At 61.5% G+C, this 17,523-nt stretch carries 21 protein-coding genes; 10 read left to right on the top strand and 11 right to left on the bottom strand.

The window, feature by feature from the left end; translation table 11 throughout:
* The first annotated feature begins 2 nt into the window (after window positions 1–2).
* The gene (locus QWI75_RS03915; protein WP_289267381.1) at window positions 3–755 is read left to right on the top strand and encodes an MBL fold metallo-hydrolase; all 753 of its coding nucleotides are present in this window, start codon (window positions 3–5) and stop codon (window positions 753–755) included.
* 2 nt (window positions 756–757) lie between these two features.
* Here the strand turns inward: QWI75_RS03915 and QWI75_RS03910 are convergent, their stop codons facing one another.
* The 4 genes from QWI75_RS03910 to QWI75_RS03895 all read right to left on the bottom strand — a co-directional run bounded on the left by QWI75_RS03910 (window position 758) and on the right by QWI75_RS03895 (window position 4,207).
* Window positions 758–1,615: a SirB1 family protein gene (locus QWI75_RS03910; RefSeq protein ID WP_289267380.1), complete on the bottom strand. Its 858-nt coding sequence runs from the start codon at window positions 1,613–1,615 to the stop codon at window positions 758–760.
* Between the two features lie 41 nt (window positions 1,616–1,656).
* Window positions 1,657–2,436 carry an ABC transporter permease gene (locus tag QWI75_RS03905; protein ID WP_289267379.1) on the bottom strand — a complete coding sequence of 260 codons (780 nt, stop codon included), beginning with the start codon at window positions 2,434–2,436 and terminating at the stop codon, window positions 1,657–1,659.
* Between the two features lie 101 nt (window positions 2,437–2,537).
* Window positions 2,538–3,515: an ATP-binding cassette domain-containing protein gene (locus QWI75_RS03900; protein ID WP_289267378.1), complete on the bottom strand. Its 978-nt coding sequence runs from the start codon at window positions 3,513–3,515 to the stop codon at window positions 2,538–2,540.
* A gap of 2 nt (window positions 3,516–3,517) precedes the next feature.
* Window positions 3,518–4,207, bottom strand: coding sequence for an LON peptidase substrate-binding domain-containing protein (locus tag QWI75_RS03895; protein ID WP_289267377.1), 690 nt, complete (start codon window positions 4,205–4,207; stop codon window positions 3,518–3,520).
* Between the two features lie 181 nt (window positions 4,208–4,388).
* Between QWI75_RS03895 and QWI75_RS03890 the strand changes: the two genes are divergently transcribed.
* From QWI75_RS03890 to QWI75_RS03880, 3 genes are read left to right on the top strand one after another with little or no spacing between them, the layout of a single operon-like run.
* On the top strand, window positions 4,389–5,588 hold the full coding sequence (locus QWI75_RS03890) for a lipocalin-like domain-containing protein (protein WP_289267376.1): 1,200 nt from the start codon (window positions 4,389–4,391) through the stop codon (window positions 5,586–5,588).
* A gap of 47 nt (window positions 5,589–5,635) precedes the next feature.
* Entirely contained in the window at window positions 5,636–6,721 is a 1,086-nt protein-coding gene (locus QWI75_RS03885; RefSeq protein ID WP_289267375.1) for a WD40/YVTN/BNR-like repeat-containing protein, read from the top strand.
* Window positions 6,718–7,356 carry a histidine phosphatase family protein gene (locus tag QWI75_RS03880; protein ID WP_289267374.1) on the top strand — a complete coding sequence of 213 codons (639 nt, stop codon included), beginning with the start codon at window positions 6,718–6,720 and terminating at the stop codon, window positions 7,354–7,356. The genes QWI75_RS03885 and QWI75_RS03880 overlap by 4 nt, the downstream gene beginning before the upstream one ends.
* 185 nt (window positions 7,357–7,541) lie before the next feature.
* Here the strand turns inward: QWI75_RS03880 and QWI75_RS03875 are convergent, their stop codons facing one another.
* A complete protein-coding gene (locus QWI75_RS03875) occupies window positions 7,542–8,084 on the bottom strand; it encodes a hypothetical protein (protein WP_289267373.1) in 543 nt (180 codons plus the stop codon).
* Window positions 8,085–8,167: 83 nt separating this feature from the next.
* On the opposite strand from QWI75_RS03875, the gene QWI75_RS03870 reads away from it, so the two are divergent.
* Window positions 8,168–8,521 carry a hypothetical protein gene (locus QWI75_RS03870; protein WP_289267372.1) on the top strand — a complete coding sequence of 118 codons (354 nt, stop codon included), beginning with the start codon at window positions 8,168–8,170 and terminating at the stop codon, window positions 8,519–8,521.
* A gap of 124 nt (window positions 8,522–8,645) precedes the next feature.
* Here the strand turns inward: QWI75_RS03870 and QWI75_RS03865 are convergent, their stop codons facing one another.
* Window positions 8,646–9,317 carry a hypothetical protein gene (locus tag QWI75_RS03865; protein ID WP_289267371.1) on the bottom strand — a complete coding sequence of 224 codons (672 nt, stop codon included), beginning with the start codon at window positions 9,315–9,317 and terminating at the stop codon, window positions 8,646–8,648.
* 294 nt (window positions 9,318–9,611) lie between these two features.
* Here QWI75_RS03865 and QWI75_RS03860 point away from each other — a divergent pair, with 294 nt between their 5' ends.
* Complete coding sequence (locus QWI75_RS03860) at window positions 9,612–10,328, top strand: class I SAM-dependent methyltransferase (RefSeq protein ID WP_289267370.1); 717 nt, start codon at window positions 9,612–9,614, stop codon at window positions 10,326–10,328.
* A 40-nt stretch (window positions 10,329–10,368) separates the two neighbouring features.
* On the opposite strand, the gene QWI75_RS03855 is transcribed toward QWI75_RS03860, so the two are convergent.
* From QWI75_RS03855 to QWI75_RS03845, 3 genes are all read right to left on the bottom strand, one after another.
* Complete coding sequence (locus QWI75_RS03855; RefSeq protein ID WP_289267369.1) at window positions 10,369–11,241, bottom strand: hypothetical protein; 873 nt, start codon at window positions 11,239–11,241, stop codon at window positions 10,369–10,371.
* Between the two features lie 103 nt (window positions 11,242–11,344).
* Entirely contained in the window at window positions 11,345–11,728 is a 384-nt protein-coding gene (locus QWI75_RS03850; protein ID WP_289267368.1) for a DUF5329 family protein, read from the bottom strand.
* 274 nt (window positions 11,729–12,002) lie between these two features.
* On the bottom strand, window positions 12,003–12,578 hold the full coding sequence (locus QWI75_RS03845; RefSeq protein WP_289267367.1) for a hypothetical protein: 576 nt from the start codon (window positions 12,576–12,578) through the stop codon (window positions 12,003–12,005).
* 175 nt (window positions 12,579–12,753) lie between these two features.
* Between QWI75_RS03845 and QWI75_RS03840 the strand changes: the two genes are divergently transcribed.
* From QWI75_RS03840 to panC, 4 genes are all read left to right on the top strand, one after another.
* Window positions 12,754–13,368 (top strand): type 1 glutamine amidotransferase, encoded by a 615-nt coding sequence (locus QWI75_RS03840; RefSeq protein ID WP_289267366.1) that lies wholly within the window; start codon window positions 12,754–12,756, stop codon window positions 13,366–13,368.
* A gap of 119 nt (window positions 13,369–13,487) precedes the next feature.
* Window positions 13,488–14,663, top strand: coding sequence for an LL-diaminopimelate aminotransferase (locus QWI75_RS03835; protein ID WP_289267365.1), 1,176 nt, complete (start codon window positions 13,488–13,490; stop codon window positions 14,661–14,663).
* Between the two features lie 132 nt (window positions 14,664–14,795).
* Window positions 14,796–15,359 carry a 2-amino-4-hydroxy-6-hydroxymethyldihydropteridine diphosphokinase gene (gene folK / locus QWI75_RS03830; protein ID WP_289267364.1) on the top strand — a complete coding sequence of 188 codons (564 nt, stop codon included), beginning with the start codon at window positions 14,796–14,798 and terminating at the stop codon, window positions 15,357–15,359.
* Window positions 15,359–16,261, top strand: coding sequence for a pantoate--beta-alanine ligase (gene panC, locus QWI75_RS03825; RefSeq protein WP_289267363.1), 903 nt, complete (start codon window positions 15,359–15,361; stop codon window positions 16,259–16,261). The genes folK and panC overlap by 1 nt, the downstream gene beginning before the upstream one ends.
* 13 nt (window positions 16,262–16,274) lie before the next feature.
* Here the strand turns inward: panC and QWI75_RS03820 are convergent, their stop codons facing one another.
* Together QWI75_RS03820 and QWI75_RS03815 are read right to left on the bottom strand one after the other, a co-directional pair.
* Window positions 16,275–16,748 (bottom strand): PilZ domain-containing protein, encoded by a 474-nt coding sequence (locus tag QWI75_RS03820; RefSeq protein ID WP_289267362.1) that lies wholly within the window; start codon window positions 16,746–16,748, stop codon window positions 16,275–16,277.
* 106 nt (window positions 16,749–16,854) lie between these two features.
* Window positions 16,855–17,523, bottom strand: a complete 669-nt coding sequence (locus QWI75_RS03815; protein WP_289267361.1) for a hypothetical protein — start codon at window positions 17,521–17,523, stop codon at window positions 16,855–16,857.

The following is a 17,523-nucleotide window of genomic DNA, read 5'->3' as shown; positions in this document are numbered from 1 at the left end:
CGATGCGACTCACGGTCCTTGGGTCCGGCACCAACGTGCATCCTCGGCGGGCCGCCGCCGGCTACCTCGTTGAGACCGATCAGCCCTTCGTCATCGATTTCGGCCCGCGCACCCTATCGAATCTGCTCAAGACGGGACTGGATAGACACCGGCTCACCCACCTGCTGTTTTCGCACTTCCACGCGGATCACTTTTCGGACTTCATCACGTTCTATTTCGATGCCGTGATCCATGCGAAGCTCGTGCGCCCGCGTCCCGATCTGACGTTGATCGGTCCGCGCGGCAGCCGCAGACTCTTCCAGACGATCATCCGGACCTTTCCCTCGTTCAACGACGCGCCCTTTCGCGTGCGCATTCAGGAGGTCGCGGACGAGACCTTCACCGTCGGGCAGACCAGCATCACGGCGAGGACCGTGCGCCACACGCCGCGCCTGCATTGCCTCGGCTATCGGCTGGAGCACAAGGGCCGCTCGTGGGCCTACTCGGGCGACTCCCAATACTGCCCCGCCCTCGTCTCCCTTTGCGAGGGCAGCGACCTGGCGGTCCTGGACTGTTCCTACCCGGCCAACCGCCCGGGCCCCGCGCATATGCATGCCGGCGACTGCGGCCGCGTGGCGCAGGAGTCGGGCGCGGCGCGGCTGCTGCTGTCCCACTTTTATCAAGTGGCGGAGCGGTACGACGTCAAGGCGCAGGCGGGCAAACACTACCGGGGGAGGATTACGAAGGCGCGCGATCTGTTGCAGATCGCCTGGTGACGTTAGTCCGCAGTCTTGGCGTCCGCTTCGAGAATGTTCATGAAGCGCGTGAGCCGAGCCTTCTTGAGCGGCTCTTCCATCTTGCTGTAGATCGCCACCAGATTCTTGATCGTCCGGATGAGGATCGCGCGGATGGAACTCGGCTGGAGGTAGCGGTCGTCGAAGCCGTATCCCGCTTCGGTCAGAAACCGGATGCAGTTTTTTTCCGTCAACAGGGCGCCGGAGTTGAAACAGTCGATAAAAATCTTGTACCGCTCCGAGTCGAATTTGACGAGGAAGTGTCCCGGCATGCCGATGCCGCACACGGGCAAGCCCAGCCGCCTGCCGATCAAGAGATAGATGGTCGAGAGGCTGATCGGAATGCCGGTGCGCCGGTCGAGCACCTTGTTGATATAACTGTTGTCGGCTTCATAGTAATTCTTGGTATTGCCGCAATAGCCCAACTCGGCGAACAGGTATCGCCCGAGCGCCTTGACGGTTTCCTCCCCGCTGGATCGGGGGCCGATATATCCCCGGACCTCGGCCGCCATGTGGTCCAGTTGCCGGGTGAAGTAGGCGACATCCAGATTGGGGTACGCATAGCGCGCGATCAGAAACACCCCCGCTTCCAGATCCATCCGGTGATCGGGCGCCATCGCCAGATCCTGCAGTTCCTGTTCCAACTTCCCGCCGCGAATCTCTTCCAGGATCACCGCGATCCGCTGGACCATCTCCGGTTCTTCCCGCTCCGCTTCCTGGAGCAGCGGCACGGCGCTGGTCCCCATGTCCACGAGTTTTCCGGTGATCGTTCGGACGATCCGCTCGTCCTCGTCGCTCAAGAGGCGGATCATGGCCCTGATTTGACTTTCACTCGTCGGCATCGTCCCTACTCTCCCGGATCCCGCCGAACCGACGCGCTCCATCATCCCATCGCCCGCCGAAAGGCTTTGGCGCCGCCATAGAGGCAGAGGGCGTCAAATACCGCCATCCCCGCGGCCACCACGCCGATTTTCGGCAGGGCCTCGCTCCATCCCGACAGGATCAATGGACGCACCGCATCGATCGCCCAGGTCATCGGATTAAACTGCGCCAGAAACCCCATCCAGGACGGCATCGCCGCCAGCGGCACCAGCGCCGAACTCAAAAAGATCATCGGCAAGGACAGGAAGCCCAGCACGGAAAAGAAATCGCCGTGGCTCTTGACGGAAAAGGCCATCGCCATCGAAATGGCGGTCAGGCCTACGCCGAACGCCATGCCGATCAGGAGAATCATGGCCACGCCGGCCAGCCCCGTCGCCGGGCGGACGCCGAAGAGCCAGGCGACGCCCAAAATCACCAGCACCTGCATCGACGTGATCCCCATGACGAACAGGAACCGGCTGACGATGACCGAGGTCCGATGGATCGGGGTGGACATCAGCCGCTCCAGGAAGCCATTTTCCTTGTCGAACAACAGGTCCACGCCGCCGGCCAAGCCGTTGTTCAACACGGTCATCACGACGACGCCCGCGGCCAGAAAACTGATGTAGTTGGGCGCCTGAACGACCTGCGTATCGGCCGCGCGCTGGAAGAGGTTCCCGAAGAAGATGAGCCAGAACAGCATGGGCTGGACCAACGTGAACAGCATGCTGAATTTTTCTCGGCTGAGCCGCCTGACCCACCTCAGCGTAAGGGCGCTGACTTCCTGCCAATATTCACGCATCGTTCGGCTCCGCCAATGAGAAATGCGAAATTCGACATGAGGAATGGTGATGGATCATGCTCACATTCCCATGATCCGGCAAGTTGGAAATTCCACATTCCTCATTCCTCATGATTCTCCGCCGGGATCTCTTCCCGAATCGCGCGCCCCGTGTGGGCGATGAACACGTCGTCCAGCCGGGGCCTATGATAATCGATTAATTCCAATTGGCAATAAGTCCGATTGGCTGCATCCAAAATGGCCGGAAGGGCCTTTTCGGGCGAGTCCACCCGGATATCCAAGCCCAGCGGCTTCATGGTGACCGCGCGAACGGAGGGGAGCCCGCGTACGGCCGCGGCCAGGGCGTCAAGCGCCTCGCCGTTCTTGATGGTGAGGGAGACCAGATCGCCGCCAAGCCCCAACTTCAATTCGGTGGGGGCCCCCAACGCCTTGATCGTTCCCCGGTCGATGATGGCCAGCCGGTCGCACAATTGATCGGCTTCATCCAAATAATTCGTCGTCATGACCACGGTCAGGCCCCGTTGCCGCAACATCCTCACATAGTCCCAAATCCGCAGCCGACTCGGCACGTCCAGCCCCAAAGTCGGCTCGTCGAGGAACAGAATCTTCGGGTTCGGCAACAGGCCGCAGGCGATATCCAGCTTCCGCTTCATGCCGCCCGAATAGGTCTTGGCGGGCCGGTCCGCATGGCCTTCCAGATCGACGAGCTTCAGCAGTTCGGCAATGCGCCGCCGGGCCTCGTCCTTCGGCAGATGATAGAGCGAGGCGAGCAGTTCGAGATGTTCACGGCCGGTCAGAAACCGGTCGATCGCGCGCTCTTGCGGCACGTAGCCGATGATCCGTCGGACGCGGTCCGCCTCCCGCACGACGTCATGGCCCAGGATCGACACGCCTCCGGTCGTCGGTTGGAGGAGCGTGATCATCACGCGCAGGGTCGTGCTCTTCCCGGCCCCGTTGGGCCCCAGCAATCCGAAGATCTCCCCTTCGTAGACCTGAAAGGAGAGGTCGTGAACCGCCTGAAACTGGTCGTAGGTTTTGCCGAGGTGGGCGACGTCGATCGCCACGGTCCGTTCGCTCATGCTCATCCCCAACCTTTCACGCCATGTTGCTCATGCAGTTTGAAGTGGATGAGATCCCGCAATCGAAGGGTCTGCTGGCGCAGGCTCTCCGATTCAAGCAGCAACTGCTTTTCCAGCGGGGTGCAATCCAGATAGGCGGACACCCGCTGAACCAAGCTGTCGTCGCTTACCCCCTGGCGAAGAAATTCTTTCCACACGTGGCTGTTCTCGCGCTCCCCGATATAGCGTTCCAAGTCCTGCTCCAGCTTCGTCCGAAGCGCCGGCTCGATGGAACGATCCTCGGACTGGGGACGCAGGACGATCCTGGCCCGCCGGTAGCGCCGGTCATAGAACTCTTCCTGGATCTCGTACCGTTCCACGCCTTGGAGCAGAATGTTCGACCGGCCGTCCGGCAACGGCTGCACGGTCATCAATCGGCCGACGCAGCCCATCGAAAAGACCGGAGGGTTTCCGTAGTAGTTCGATTCCCAGCCGTCTTTCAGCAGCGCCATCCCGATACAGCGGCCCTCGCGGGCCGCATCCTGAACCATCTCACGGTACCGGGGTTCGAACACATGCAACGGCAGGTAGGTCCGGGGGAAAAAGACGACGGTGGGGAGGGCAAAAATCGGAATGATGTCAGGAACTTGCAGGCCCTCCTCGGAGGCGTCCCGAGCGGGCTGCGGTGCATTATGGCCAGACTCCTTCAGCATGGCCCACGATAGCCGATGGGGTCTATGATGTCAACGCTGGAGCCCTGCCCTGTCGCGGTGAAACAGCGGGACAATTTCGCAACCAATACGTCTATTTCCCCATGGCTAGAGATGGTATATAGCCGTCATGTGCGATTGCATCGAGAGAAGCAGGATCACCGGTTCCTCGGTGTGGTGCGGCTTGCTGTCCAGGTCGTTTCCGATATGGCTTGCGGCAACCATTGTCTTCCCAGCCGGGGCGTTCTCCTCTTCCTCAAACAGCGAGCACCGGCGGGCGCCGGAGCGCGCCACAACCGCGGTCCATTCGTTTCAACAGGCGCTGCCGGGCTACCGGTACCTCTTTCCACGAGACCACGGTTCTCATCCGGCCTTTCAAACCGAATGGTGGTACTACACCGGACACCTCAAGGCAGCGGACGGACGGACGTTCGGGTACGAGTTGACGTTCTTCCGCCGAGGCGTGACCAGGACCGAGAAGGCGCGCGACGGGTCCGCCCCACCGCAGGAACGATCCCGCTGGCGCATCCATGATCTCTACTTGGCGCACTTCGCGCTGACCGACCTGGCGCAGGAACAGTTTCACTATGCGGAAAAAATCAGCCGGGAGGGTCTCGGGAAGGCCGGAGCCGATCAGGACCGGTTACGGGTCTGGATCGACCGGTGGAGCGCGGTGAGCCCCGAGGGGACGGACGGATTGGACAAGGTCCATCACCTGACGGCGGCCACGGAGGACTATGGCATCGAGTTGATCCTCTCTCCGACCAAACCACCCGTCATTCACGGATCGCAGGGAATCAGCCGGAAAGGGGCCAAGCCGGAGGAGGCCTCTCATTACTATTCGCTGACCAGGTTGTCCACCAGAGGCACCCTCACGGTGAAGGGCGAGCGCATTCCGGTGACGGGACAGAGCTGGATGGATCACGAATTCGGCTCCGGCGAGTTGAGCGCCGAACTCGTGGGATGGGATTGGTTCAGTCTCCAACTCAATACGGGCGACGAACTCATGTGGTACCGGCTCCGGCGGACAGACGGCCAAGCCGATCCCGCCTCCAGCGGCACCTGGGTCGGCGCCGACGGGCAGACGAGACCGCTCACGACGGAGTCCATCCGGCTGGACGAGCTGGAGCGGTGGACCAGCCCGCACAGCGGCGCCCGCTATCCGAGCCGCTGGCGCCTGTCCAGCAAGACCTTGGACCTCGTCCTGGACATCGACCCGCTCTTGAACGATCAGGAGTTGATCACCTGGCGCAGCACCCGCGTGACCTATTGGGAAGGCGCGGCGCGTCTCACCGGAACCCTGCGCGGCAAGCCGGTCGCCGGACAGGGCTATGTGGAGCTCACCGGCTACGCCGAACGGTACAAACCGGCCGCGACGCCATGAGCCGATCCCTCTTCTCGCCTTGACTCAGATCGGAGAGCCCCGTTAGGGTGCCGTTCGTCGCCCCGTCTCGTGCTCCAATCGCCATGCTGATCCGCTCGATTCAGATCTGCCTGTTTTTGTCTGCCCTGCTGCCGGCGCTCGGCTGCGATCGGCCGAGCGAATCCGTCGTGTCCATCGCCGTCCACCCAACCAAACCCTCGATCCTCTACGTCGCCACCAATGACGCCGTGTTCAAGAGCCGCGACAACGGAGCCACCTGGTCCAGAATGCCCAACTTCAGCGCCCGGCGCGTGACCACCGTCGCCATCGATCCGAAGTTTCCCGCCACCATCTATGCCGGCACGATGGGGGACGCGGTGTACAAGAGCCCCGACGGCGGACAACGGTGGCTGCCGCACAACGTGGGCCTGAAGGAGCATGTGTCCTACGTCAATCAGTTCGTCTTCCATCCCCAGGACAGCCAGACGATCTTTGCGGCCACCACGGTGGGGGCCTTCGTCACGCGGGACGGAGGCCGCAGTTGGATGGAGCAGATGGCGGGCATGACCGAGGTCCACATCGTCGTTACCCTCGCGATCAATCCCCGGAACACGCAGATCCTCTACGCCGGCACGACCGGCGGGGTCTACAAGAGCATCGACGGAGCCGCCACCTGGAAAAAGGTCAACAACGGCTTGATCCCCGAACGCATCCTCGAAGCGTCGCTGTCATTGGGCATCAACCTCCTGGCCGTCGATCCCGAGTCGCCCGACACGGTCTATGCCGCCACGACCAAGGGCCTGTTCAAGACCACGAACGGGGCGCAGTCCTGGAGGCGCATCGGGGAGTCGCTGCCCGATCAGTTCATGAGTTGGGTCATGGTCGATCCCCATTCGCCGCAGACGGTCTATGTCGCAGGCCGGGAAGGGGTGCACAAGAGCACCGACGGGGGCGCCACGTGGAAGGCGGTGAATCAGGGCCTCGCCACGTTGAACGTGCGTTGCCTGCTGATCAGCCCGCACGATGCGCGCACGCTTTACGCCGGCACCAACGGGAGCGGATTGTATCGCTCGACCGACGGGGGTGACAGTTGGACGGCGATTCCGTTGGTGCCCGCGGCGGCCGAGCCGGGCTCGCAGGCGGTCCAAGGATGAGCCGCGAGGCACCCATGACCAGACTCTATCTGATCCGGCATGGCGAGACCGATTGGAACCGGAGCGGCCGCATCATGGGAACGCAGCCGGTTCCGCTGAACGCCAAGGGCCGGCGGCAGGCGGCCGAATTGGCGGCCGTCCTCGCCGAGCGTCACAAGATACAGCCGCTGTCGGCGCTCTATACCAGCCCGCTTCGGCGCACGGTCCAGACGGCGGAGGTCCTGGCTTCGTCCTGCTCCCTCCCGATCACGGTGGAGGAGCGGCTCAGGGAAATCGGCGTGGGGGACTGGGAAGGACGGTACTGGCGGGACCTGGATCAGGAGCCGGTTCGCCTGCACTGGTACAGCCGTCCGCACGAGGCGCGGTTTCCGAACGGCGAATCCTTGGGCGACGTGCAGGCCCGGGCGCTGCCCGCCGTGGCCGAGGCCCTCGACCGTCATCCGGGCGGCGCCATCGCCCTCGTGTCCCATGGCGACGTGCTGCGGGCCATTCTCGCCCACTATCTTGGCGCCGGGCTTGAACCGACGCGTCGTCTCCGGTTCGACCATGCCTCGCTGACGGTTCTGCACCTCTCAGAAGGGACCTGGGTCGTTTCCTGCGTGAACTACCGTCCGACCCCAGGCGATTTGCTGTAGCCGGATGGTGAACCAGCCCGCCAGACAGGCGATTGCGGCACCCCGAACCGCCGTCATGCGTCAACCGTCAGTCGTCAATCGACCAACGATCAAGAGGACAAGATACGAAGATGTGCCGCACTTCTACGGTTGACGAATGACGTTTGACGGACGTCCACCCGCTTGTTTGCTGCGCCGATCTCCGGTCAGTAGCCGGAACTGGACCCGGAGCCCGCCCCCTGAGCGGCGCCCTTGCCGTGGTGATACTGGCCGCGATAGCCGTTCAACGCGTCGGTGAGGGCCTTCCATTCCTGCTCCGTGAGCGTGTCCTTCATCTCAAACCGGAGCTTCAAGATCCGGGCGGCGTGCTGCATCCGGTGATTATTGATGTCGTCCAGAATCTTGGTGAACTCTTCCGGCGTCGCATCGTAGCGCGCGTTCAGGGTATAGAGCTGTTGATGGCCGGCGCGGCTCTGTTCGGTGGAGGCGGTCACTTCGCTCATGATCTCCTGCGCGAGGTCCTTCACGTGCTTGGCCTTGGCCGGGTCCTGGATCGTCTTGTCGATCAGGGCTCCGACTTCCTGCTTGCCCTTCTCCAACGACGTGTGGCCGGCCGGTCCCATGGCGCTCGCTCCGTACGGCATCCCAGCGTGGGGCGGGCGTCCGTGGTGCGATCCGCAGGCCGCGGTTCCCGTCGCCGTCCCGACCGCCATCAGCCCTGCCAGCATCATCCGCGCAGACTTCGTCATTGCAGCATCCCTCCTGAGTTTGTTATGTCCTTCTTCGCACCATGAATGGTTCCGATGATGAACCGGGGTTGAAACATCGTGCCATGGCCTCTCCACCAGCCGATCAGCCGGCCGCGCCCGATCCCGTCCGGCAGCTTCGCGAGACGTTCCGCCGCCACTTGGACACGTTCTACGCCACGCTCAAGCTGGCCCCACCTTACCATAGCGTCGAGCAGGGGATTCTCCACCTGACCAGAATCCTCAACGCCTTGCCGGTCGAGGAACGGCAGCGGATCGCGAACGATCCCGCCGCTCAGTGGACCTGTTTCCGTGAGGCCTTCGTCGCATCGGGGCTGAACATGAAACATCGCGGGATTCTGGCCGGTCTGGCCCGCCGCCGCGAGACCCTGGATCTTCCGGCGGAGTATCATTGCCTGCTGGACACGTTCCTGACGTAGCCGCCCCGTCAAACGTCAACCGTCAATCGTTCACCGTACCAAGAGTCACGCCGGATCAAGGCGCGAAGGCCGGGCGATCCTTCACGCATGACCATTGACGAATGACAATTGACGACGACCGTGATCACGCCCGCGACGGTTCCGATTGCCTCACGTCGCCGCTCGACACGCTCGTCCTGTCGTCCGCATCCGCTCCCCGCAACGCCTGGCGCAGCTCCTCCCACACCTGCATCAATCTCGTATTTTCCAACCGATAGGCCAGCGACACCGTCACCAATCCAAACGCGAAGACCAGCGTGCCAAGCCCCGCCACGCCGACTCCCATGAGGATCCCGGACAACGACGTGAATCCGCCCTGAAGCAGATACGAGATGAGAAACCCGGCCGTGCCCAATCCGACCAGCGCGAACCAGAGCAGGGTGACGATGGCAGAAGACCAGGGAATCCGTTTGGTGCAGACAAGCTCGACGCCGCCTTCCCCGGACGCAATGTCGATCGAGCCCTTCATCGGCCAGGCGGTTCGAAATCGCGAAGCAAAGCGCCGGCAGTCCGGCTGCAGCACCATCCGGCGCTCGTTGGGAAACAGCCGCGCGGCGCCGTGCGGCAACGGAAGGATGCCGGATGGATGGAAGCGGGCCGCCAACTCGCTCGCCGACGGGACGGCCACTGGCTGCGCCACCGCGGCGACACGGCATCCATAGCGGGTGGCGTCGCTCCGGCCCTGCGCAAAATACCACCAGTCGAGTACGATGAACCCCAGCACCAGCACGAACATGAACAGGCCCGCCGCGATCATGCCGAGCACGATAGCATAGCCGCGCGCATCCGGAAAATGGGGCGACCGAGCATTCTTCCCACGAACGGACCGCGATTCACGAGACGCAACCGCATGAAAAGTGAGGCCAGGAGTTGACTCACGTAGGAGAGTTGGCTACAGTAGCTCCGCTTGGTTTGGCGGGCGTGCTTCAACAACCAGCTCCAGTGGGTTCCCGCCGTCAGTTGTCCCCTGATTTCCAAGTTTCAACGCGCGGTGAGAGGGTTCCTGCTCGGCGTGCGCCGGGGGCGCTCCTGTGAGCCAGGGAGGGTGTGAATGGATCTGAAGAAAGTTGAGCGCGTCTACACCAGCTACGCCGGGGTTTACGACCGGGTCTTTGGCAAAGTGTTCCATGAAGGCCGCGAATCGGCCATCAGAAACCTGGCCTTGCGGGAAAACGAGCTGGTCCTGGAAGTCGGGGTCGGCACCGGGCTGGCGTTACCGATGTATCCGCGGCATTGCCGAATCGTGGGCATCGACCTCTCGGAGGGGATGCTTGCCAAGGCCCGCGAACGGGCCCAGATCTACGGGATGGATCATGTCGAGCTGCACCGGATGGATGCCGGCGCGATGGAGTTTTCGGACAATACCTTCGATACCGTGGTCGCGGCCTATGTCGTCACGGCGGTGCCGGATTACCGCAGCGTCGTGAACGAAATGATCCGCGTCTGCCGGCCAGGCGGGCGCATCATCATGCTCAACCACTTCCGCAACGGGAACAAGATCATCGCCGCCATGGAGAAAGTCATCTCACCCTTGACGAAGCATCTCGGCTGGCGGACCGATCTCTCCCTCCACACGGTGCTCGAAGGCACGACCCTCCAGGTTTCCCGCAAGCAGGCCGTTAATCCGCTCCGTCTCTGGCACCTCGTCGAGTGCGTCAACGCCAAGCCCACCGCCGTCAACGGCAGCCACGGGCACCACCTCAACGGGTCCCTCAACGGAAACGGCCGACACAAACTGGCTGTCTCCGCCTCGGTCGCCTCCGTGTAAACGGATCACTCACCTCCCCGTTTCCGTTTTCGATCTTATTCTAACTGTTGGCCTGTCCATTCCGCTTCCCTCTTCCGGTCACGCGAGGGAACGGGGGCTCCTCGGGAAGGAGCGCCCGGCCGGCGATGCTTTCGCCGGCAAAATGGCTCGTCAGGATCTCGGCCACGGCCGAAAGCAGTCGCCCTCCTGTATCCCGCTCGGATTCCTGAGCGCGCAACATCACGCCAAAGGATCGGCCATCGAGCGGACCATAGGCCTGCACCTCCAGACAGTCGCCGGACAGGAAGGCCCGTGACGGGCTGACCTGGAGTTCACCGGCCCAGAGCAGATGAGACTCCTTCCCCTTCCCCGTTCCATTCGCATTGGTCGCATTGGTGCGCGACCGGTGTTTCCACACGCAGGGCACGCCGGCTCGATCGAGCTGCTCCAACAGCCAGGCGACGCTGGGGGCGTCGGCGTCCCTGGCCTGAAACAGCCACTGGGTGGCCCCCTGCCTCTCCGGCAACGCATCGGGATAGGCGACCTCTTCCAACTCGGCCCACTCGCAGATCACATAGATTTCGCCGTATTGATCGAACCAGAACCGCAGGCGCCCCTCCTGAATTTCCGCCTGAAGCGCGTCGATCGCGGCACTGTTGGTCCCCTCCTGCTCGAAGATCGAAAAGTCCGTCACGCCCATCATCCGAAACCGCGCAAGACGCAGCAGGCGCTGGGGGTGGCCCTCGGCGTTGACGTCGATGAAGTAGCGGATCACGACCGTCACGGTGGTCTCGGCGAGCACTTCGCAGCAATCGTTCTCGTCGAATAGGTGTCGCCGCGCGACGTGCACGTCCGTTACCTGCCCGCCGCGAAACCCGCGGGTGTGCCGGAGGAGCCAGGCCACGTCCTCGATCGTCTGGATACGATGCGCCATGCGCAAATTGTAACGCGGTGGAGAGGGAAAGACTACTGCGGGAGAGAAATAGCAATGGACGGTCGGGCGACCGCGCGTGACGATGAGCGAGCGTCGGAGCGGGTTACCGGCGCGGTTCGCTCAGATAGTTCAGGTCGTTCAATTTCGCGCGGAAATAGTCCGCGCTGTTCACCATGCGACCGTCGGGGAATTTGATGCGATAGGGCTCGCCGCTGATTGAGGAGCCGGACGCGCAACAGGCAATGAAATCTTCCGCGGTTTTCACGCGCCCACCGGCCGCCGTGAGCTTACGTCTCAGATGGTCCACCGCTTGATCGGCGGTATAGTCCGTGCCGTTGCGGACAAAGACGGCGCCGGGGATCTCCTTTAGAGAATCGAGGAGCGCCTCGATCTTCTGCTGCTCGCTCAGCTCGGAAGCCCCGGCGATCGTTCCGAGCGCAACCAGACATACAAGCACGGCTGCTGTGCAGCCTTGCAACCACTTCACCGCAACTCACTCGTCAAGCGGGACATGGTTAATCTCGGTGGAATCTTCCATCAGGCAAACCCAAATGACCTGATCGGTTCACCCATCGCAACCGTAAGTGCGATTGCAAGACCTGACCATGAAAGGTGAGTGCGAACTGCACGACGAGAAAGAGCTGTAGATACCTTCTGATTTAAGGAGAGCTTTTAATATATCGTAAAGCAATGCCAACAGCAGGCTACTTAGAACTGTGACTAGAGCTGTGCGGACTTTTTTGCTTCTTGCACCTTGCAATTCAACCACTGGGAAAGTCCAACGGAAACCGGCCATTATGCCTCTGAACACGAGCAGTGACATTTGAACCAGCAACCTCCAGGACACTGTTGTTAGGTGTTGGTTGATCCCACGGATTGTATGCATGGAACCCGGGCGGTTCTGTGAAGTCCAGGTTTAAGCGGAAACTGTTAGGCAATATGATGTTGAACCCCTTTAGAGCGGAAGCGCTGTCAAAAGTTATGGAAACAATCTTGTCTGGGAGATCGTTCTGCGCCAATGCCTCCACACGTGAGTCTACAATTTGTTCACCATTCGCGCCGATGATGATCACTGCCAGATGACCCATCCTTCGAGCCTCATTTTTGATTTTTTCAAATTGTGCCGCATCTTGCCCGGGCTGAGGAACAATTGACCCGAGATACATTTCTAGCGCTTCCGATGTTTTGCCACTTAAGCGCGAGTATAACTTACATAAATCTTCAATAGTTATTGTGCATGGACTTACCTTCGAGACACGGTATGATCCACGGTAACCATAAGACACTTGAGCCTGTGTTTGTTTTCCAACTTCTTGCATCGGCGGCTCAGTTAACATACTAATTACCTGAGATATACATCGTTCGTGTATAGAGGTTTGTCCGACTATCAATTTGGGCGGGAAGGCTAAACGTATAGCTACCTTCTGTCAACCTTAAGATCCGACCTATCTTATGCGCGCCGTTTGTCTTCAACATGTGCCCTTCGAAGGACCGGGCGCTTTTGCTGCCTCATTGAAGCGCCACGACGTTGAACTCAGGCAAGTCCTCGTCCCGCGCGAAGGCCTTCCGGACGAGCCCGGCGATCTGCTGATCGTGATGGGCGGGCCCATGTCGGTGAACGACCCCGATCCCTGGATTGCGGAAGAGACGGCCTTCATTCAACGCGCGATGCAGGCCGGAGTCCCGACGCTCGGCGTCTGCCTCGGCAGCCAGTTCATGGCCAAAGCCCTCGGCGCGACGGTGCAGCCTGGCCGCGGGGTCGAAATCGGCATGACGGCTATTCACGTGACCGATGAGGGCCGAAAGGACCCGGTGTTCGGAACGCTCCCGACCTCGTTAGAAGTCTTTCAATGGCACGGCGAGGGGTACGGCTGCCCGCCCGGCTCCGTGACGCTCGCCGCTTCGGATCTGTTCCCGGTGCAGGCCTTCCGTTACGGCGACCGGGCCTACGGATTGCTCTTTCATCTGGAAATGGACCAGCCTGGCATGGAGGCCCTCTGCCGCGAATGCGCCGGCGACGTGGCCCGCGCCAGGCAGACGATCGATGAACTCAGACACCGCGCGGTCCCGGCCCTTCCGCAGCTCCACCAATGGGCCGATCGGCTTATCGCCCATCTGATCCGCTGATCCGCTCGTCCTGAGCCGCTAGTCACGTTGATTGCCGCGCTTCTCCTGCTGTACTCTACTGACGCACATTTTCCAAATCGAACCTCTCAGTTGATTCAAGGACAGGAAAGGAACAACGCATGGCTGGGTTTCCCATTGAATTTGCCACACGTATCAAGACCTTACCCCCCTATCTCTTTGCGGCGATCGACAAGATGAAACAGGAGGCGATCGCGCGCGGGGTGGACATCATCAATCTGGGCGTCGGCGACCCCGATCTGCCGACCCCCGCGCCGATCATCGAGCGGATGAAGCTCGCGGCGGCCGAAGCACGCAACCATCAATATCCCTCCTATGAAGGCCTGTTGAGCTTTCGCCAGGCCGTCGCCGGCTGGTACAAACGGCGCTTCGGCGTCACGCTCGATCCGGCGACGGAAGTGCTGACCTTAATTGGCTCCAAGGAGGGCATCGGGCACGTGCCGTTGGCCTTCATCGATCCGGGCGACGTGGTGCTCGTGCCGAGCCCTGGCTATCCCGTCTACCCGGTCGCGACCGGCTTTGCCGGCGGCACCTCCTACATCATGCCGCTGAAGAAGGAGCACCGCTTCCTGCCCAATTTGGCGGCGATCCCGAAGGACATCGCCAAGCAGGCCAAGCTGCTGTTCCTCAACTCCCCGAACAACCCCACCTCCGTGGTGGCCGACAAGGACTATTTCAAGAAGGTCGTGGCCTTCGCGCAGGAACATCAGATCATCGTCTGTCACGACGCGGCCTATTCGGAAATCTATTACGACGGCCAGCCTCCCGCGAGCTTCCTCGAAGTCGAGGGGGCCAAAGAAGTAGGCGTCGAGTTTCACTCGCTGTCGAAGACCTTCAACATGACCGGATGGCGCATCGGGTTCGCGGTCGGGAACAAGCAGGTCTTGGCCGGCCTGGGCAAGGTCAAGAGCAACCTCGACTCCGGCGTGTTCCAGGCGGTGCAGGAGGCCGGGATCACGGCGCTCGAATCCGGCGACTACCTCGTGGACGGCCTGCGCAAGATTTATCAGGAACGGCGGGACGTGTTCGTCCCTGGCCTGCGCCAGCTCGGGCTCGACGTGGAATTGCCGCCCGCGGCCTTCTACGTCTGGATCGGCGTGCCGAACGGCTATACCTCCGCCTCCTTCACCGCCCACCTGCTGGAGAAGACCGGCATCGTCAGCACGCCGGGGAATGGGTTCGGCGAGCCGGGCGAGGGCTATATCCGCATGACGCTCACCACGAGCAAGGAGCGTCTGGCGGAAGCGCTGGAGCGGATGCGCAAGACGGGGTTCTGATAGAGACGTCATTCGTCATGAGTCATTCGTCAAGCGACAGAAAAACAGAGCCTTCTGCTCGATGGCGCTCGGCATTTGCCGGTTGACGCTTGACAGCTGACGTTTGACGTTTATGTGGTTGACGATTGACCTATGTCACGCGAAACAGTCTTCATCGGATTCGGGTCCAATGTCGGCGACCGGGTGGACTACTGTTCCCGCGCGGTGACATTGTTGAGCCTGTTGCCCCATTCAGAATTGACCGGTCTCTCGTCGTTGTACGAGACGGAACCGATTCCCGACGGCGGCGATCCGGGATCGACCTGGGTCCTCAACGGCGTCGTGCGGCTCGACACGGACATCACGCCGCGGAGCCTGTTGAATGTCTGCCGCGAGATCGAATCAGCGCTCGGGCGCGACCAGGAGAATCGCAAGGGTCCGCGCACGATAGACCTGGATATTCTGTCCTATGGGACCAGGACCATCGACGACGGGGGGCTCGTGATCCCCCATCCCCGGCTCCATCGCCGCCGATTCGTGCTGGTCCCGCTCGCCGAGGTCGAGCCAGCCTGGGTCCATCCGGTGCTCGGGCGATCGGTCACCGAGTTGCTGCAAGCGCTCGAGGATCCGGCGCAGGTCCGCAAGCTCGACCCACAGCCGTCCATCCTCAATAGGATGCGCCCTTCCTGCGCTTCATCTCCATCCGGCCGTCACTGATGCTGATCCTGCGATCCCCGGCGGCCATGACCGCATGGAGCCGTTCGGTTCAACGCGAGGGAGGCACCATCGGCTTCGTGCCGACGATGGGCGCCTTGCACGAAGGACATCGGGCGCTGATCCGCCGCGCTAGATTGACCTGCGACGCCGTGGTCGTCAGCATCTTCGTGAATCCAGCGCAATTCGGTCCGCGCGAAGACTATGCCCGCTACCCCCGCCCGTTCCGACGGGATGCCCGCCTGTGCCGGGAAGAGGGCATCGACGTCCTCTTTGCCCCGAGCGCCTCCGCCATGTATCCGGCCGGTTTTCAGACGGTCGTGGTGGTTCCGGAGATTTCGAAACGGTGGGAGGGAGAACAGAGGCCGCAGCATTTCTCGGGCGTTGCCACGGTCGTCACCAAACTGTTCGGCATCGTTCGTCCGGATCAGTCGATTTTCGGACAGAAGGATTATCAACAGGTTTGCGTGATCCGGCGGCTGGTCGCCGACCTGAACCTCGGCACCTCCATTGTAGTCCACCCGACGGTGCGCGAGCCGGACGGCCTCGCCCTCAGCTCTCGGAATGCCTACCTCACCGAGCGGCAACGCCGTCTGGCTCCGCTGTTGTACCGGGCCTTGCAGACCGGCGCGGCAACCGTCAAGCGAGGCGTCTCCTCAGGCGCGCTCGTGCGTCAGGGGATGGTCCGAGTGATCCGAAAAGAGCCGTTGATCGCGATCGACTATCTGGCCGTGTGCGATCCGGACACGCTGGAGCCGCTGCATCGGATCACTCGGAACGCGCTGCTGTTGGGAGCGGTCAGGATCGGCGCGGAAACTCCGAAGAAAACGGAGCGGACGGTCCGGACGGTCCGATTGATCGATAATCTGCTGGTGACTCGCCGAGCGGGACGTAGCGGAGCGTGAGCGCTCTCACCGTTCAGGAAGGGGATGCCTCCGCCGCCAGTCCCTGGCTCAGCAGCAGGCCATGGACGTACTGGCTCAGCTTGGTTTTTTGATCGCGCTCGATCTCCAGAAATTGAATGCCGACCGAGCGCTCACGCACCGAACGGACCATCGCGGTCGAGACGGTGATGCCGGCTCCCCGTTCGGCGGTCTGGAACTGCAACCCCAGAAACGTCCCCAGCGGGAGCGGGCTTTCCATCCGCACGCTGCACCCGCCCATCGAGATGTCCGTGACCATTTCCCGCGGACTGAGCAGGTCGGTGACGAGCGTCGCCATGCAGGAGGTGGGGAGTCGCTTGTATTGCCGGCGGTCAAAGGCCTGCGTCAGGTCGCGCGCCGCCGGGCGGAAGGCCCGAAACTGCGCCGTGCAGAGCTGACACCGGAACGAATAGACCCGAAGCAGTTGCAGGAGCGAGTCGGCCATCGTCGCCTGGTGAATGACTCGCACAAATGTGGTTCCACACTCGGGGCAATGGGGCTCTTTCATCGACCTAACCGCAAGAAACCGTTTTGCCCACTTGGTAGCCGAAAGCAGAACACCACAAGACCAGGTCTCATTTCTCAACCGCCTTCGAGGATGCAACACCTTTCTGCATCATATTGGGCTCACTCCAACCAGGGACTCGCGGATCCTCAAGAACATCCAGGGCAATCTGGGACCACGTTTCCAATTCCTCGCGAGCGTTCTTCAGTCTCGCAATGGGAACAAATCCCGCTTGGGTGATAAGACCTTCACGCTTCGTCACCTTGGGCTCAGCCAAATCCCAGATATGCATGATACCGAGATGAACTTTTCCCACGTCGGTTGAATCATCGTTGATGAGCGCCACAACGTACTCAACGTAGGGTGTGTCGATTTTCACTTCCTCACGTACTTCGCGCCGTGCAGCATCCAAGTACATCTCACGATCTGACGAGAACAGGCTTTGATCGGCCGGCTCGATATGCCCACCAACGCCAATAGATCTCATTGCTACAAGGCGAGACTCACTGGAGTTCCTGCCTCGAACATAGCTAAAGACGTAGTCTCCACATCTCAGGACAACATAAGGTATGAGTTGTTTGTATGCAGGATCTTTCTCAGCACGATCTCGTTCGACGAAGAAATTATTCATAGGGTTAAGGACCGTTACTAGCCCAACTGCAAGGTCAAGAGAATAACCCTGGAATCCACCGAACTTTCTGATGAGCGAAGTTTCACACACAAGAACCAACTGCCCCAT

The sequence above is a fragment of the Nitrospira tepida genome, from assembly GCF_947241125.1.
Taxonomy (GTDB): Bacteria; Nitrospirota; Nitrospiria; order Nitrospirales; family Nitrospiraceae; genus Nitrospira_G; species Nitrospira_G tepida.
This window is presented reverse-complemented; position numbering and strand designations above follow the sequence as displayed.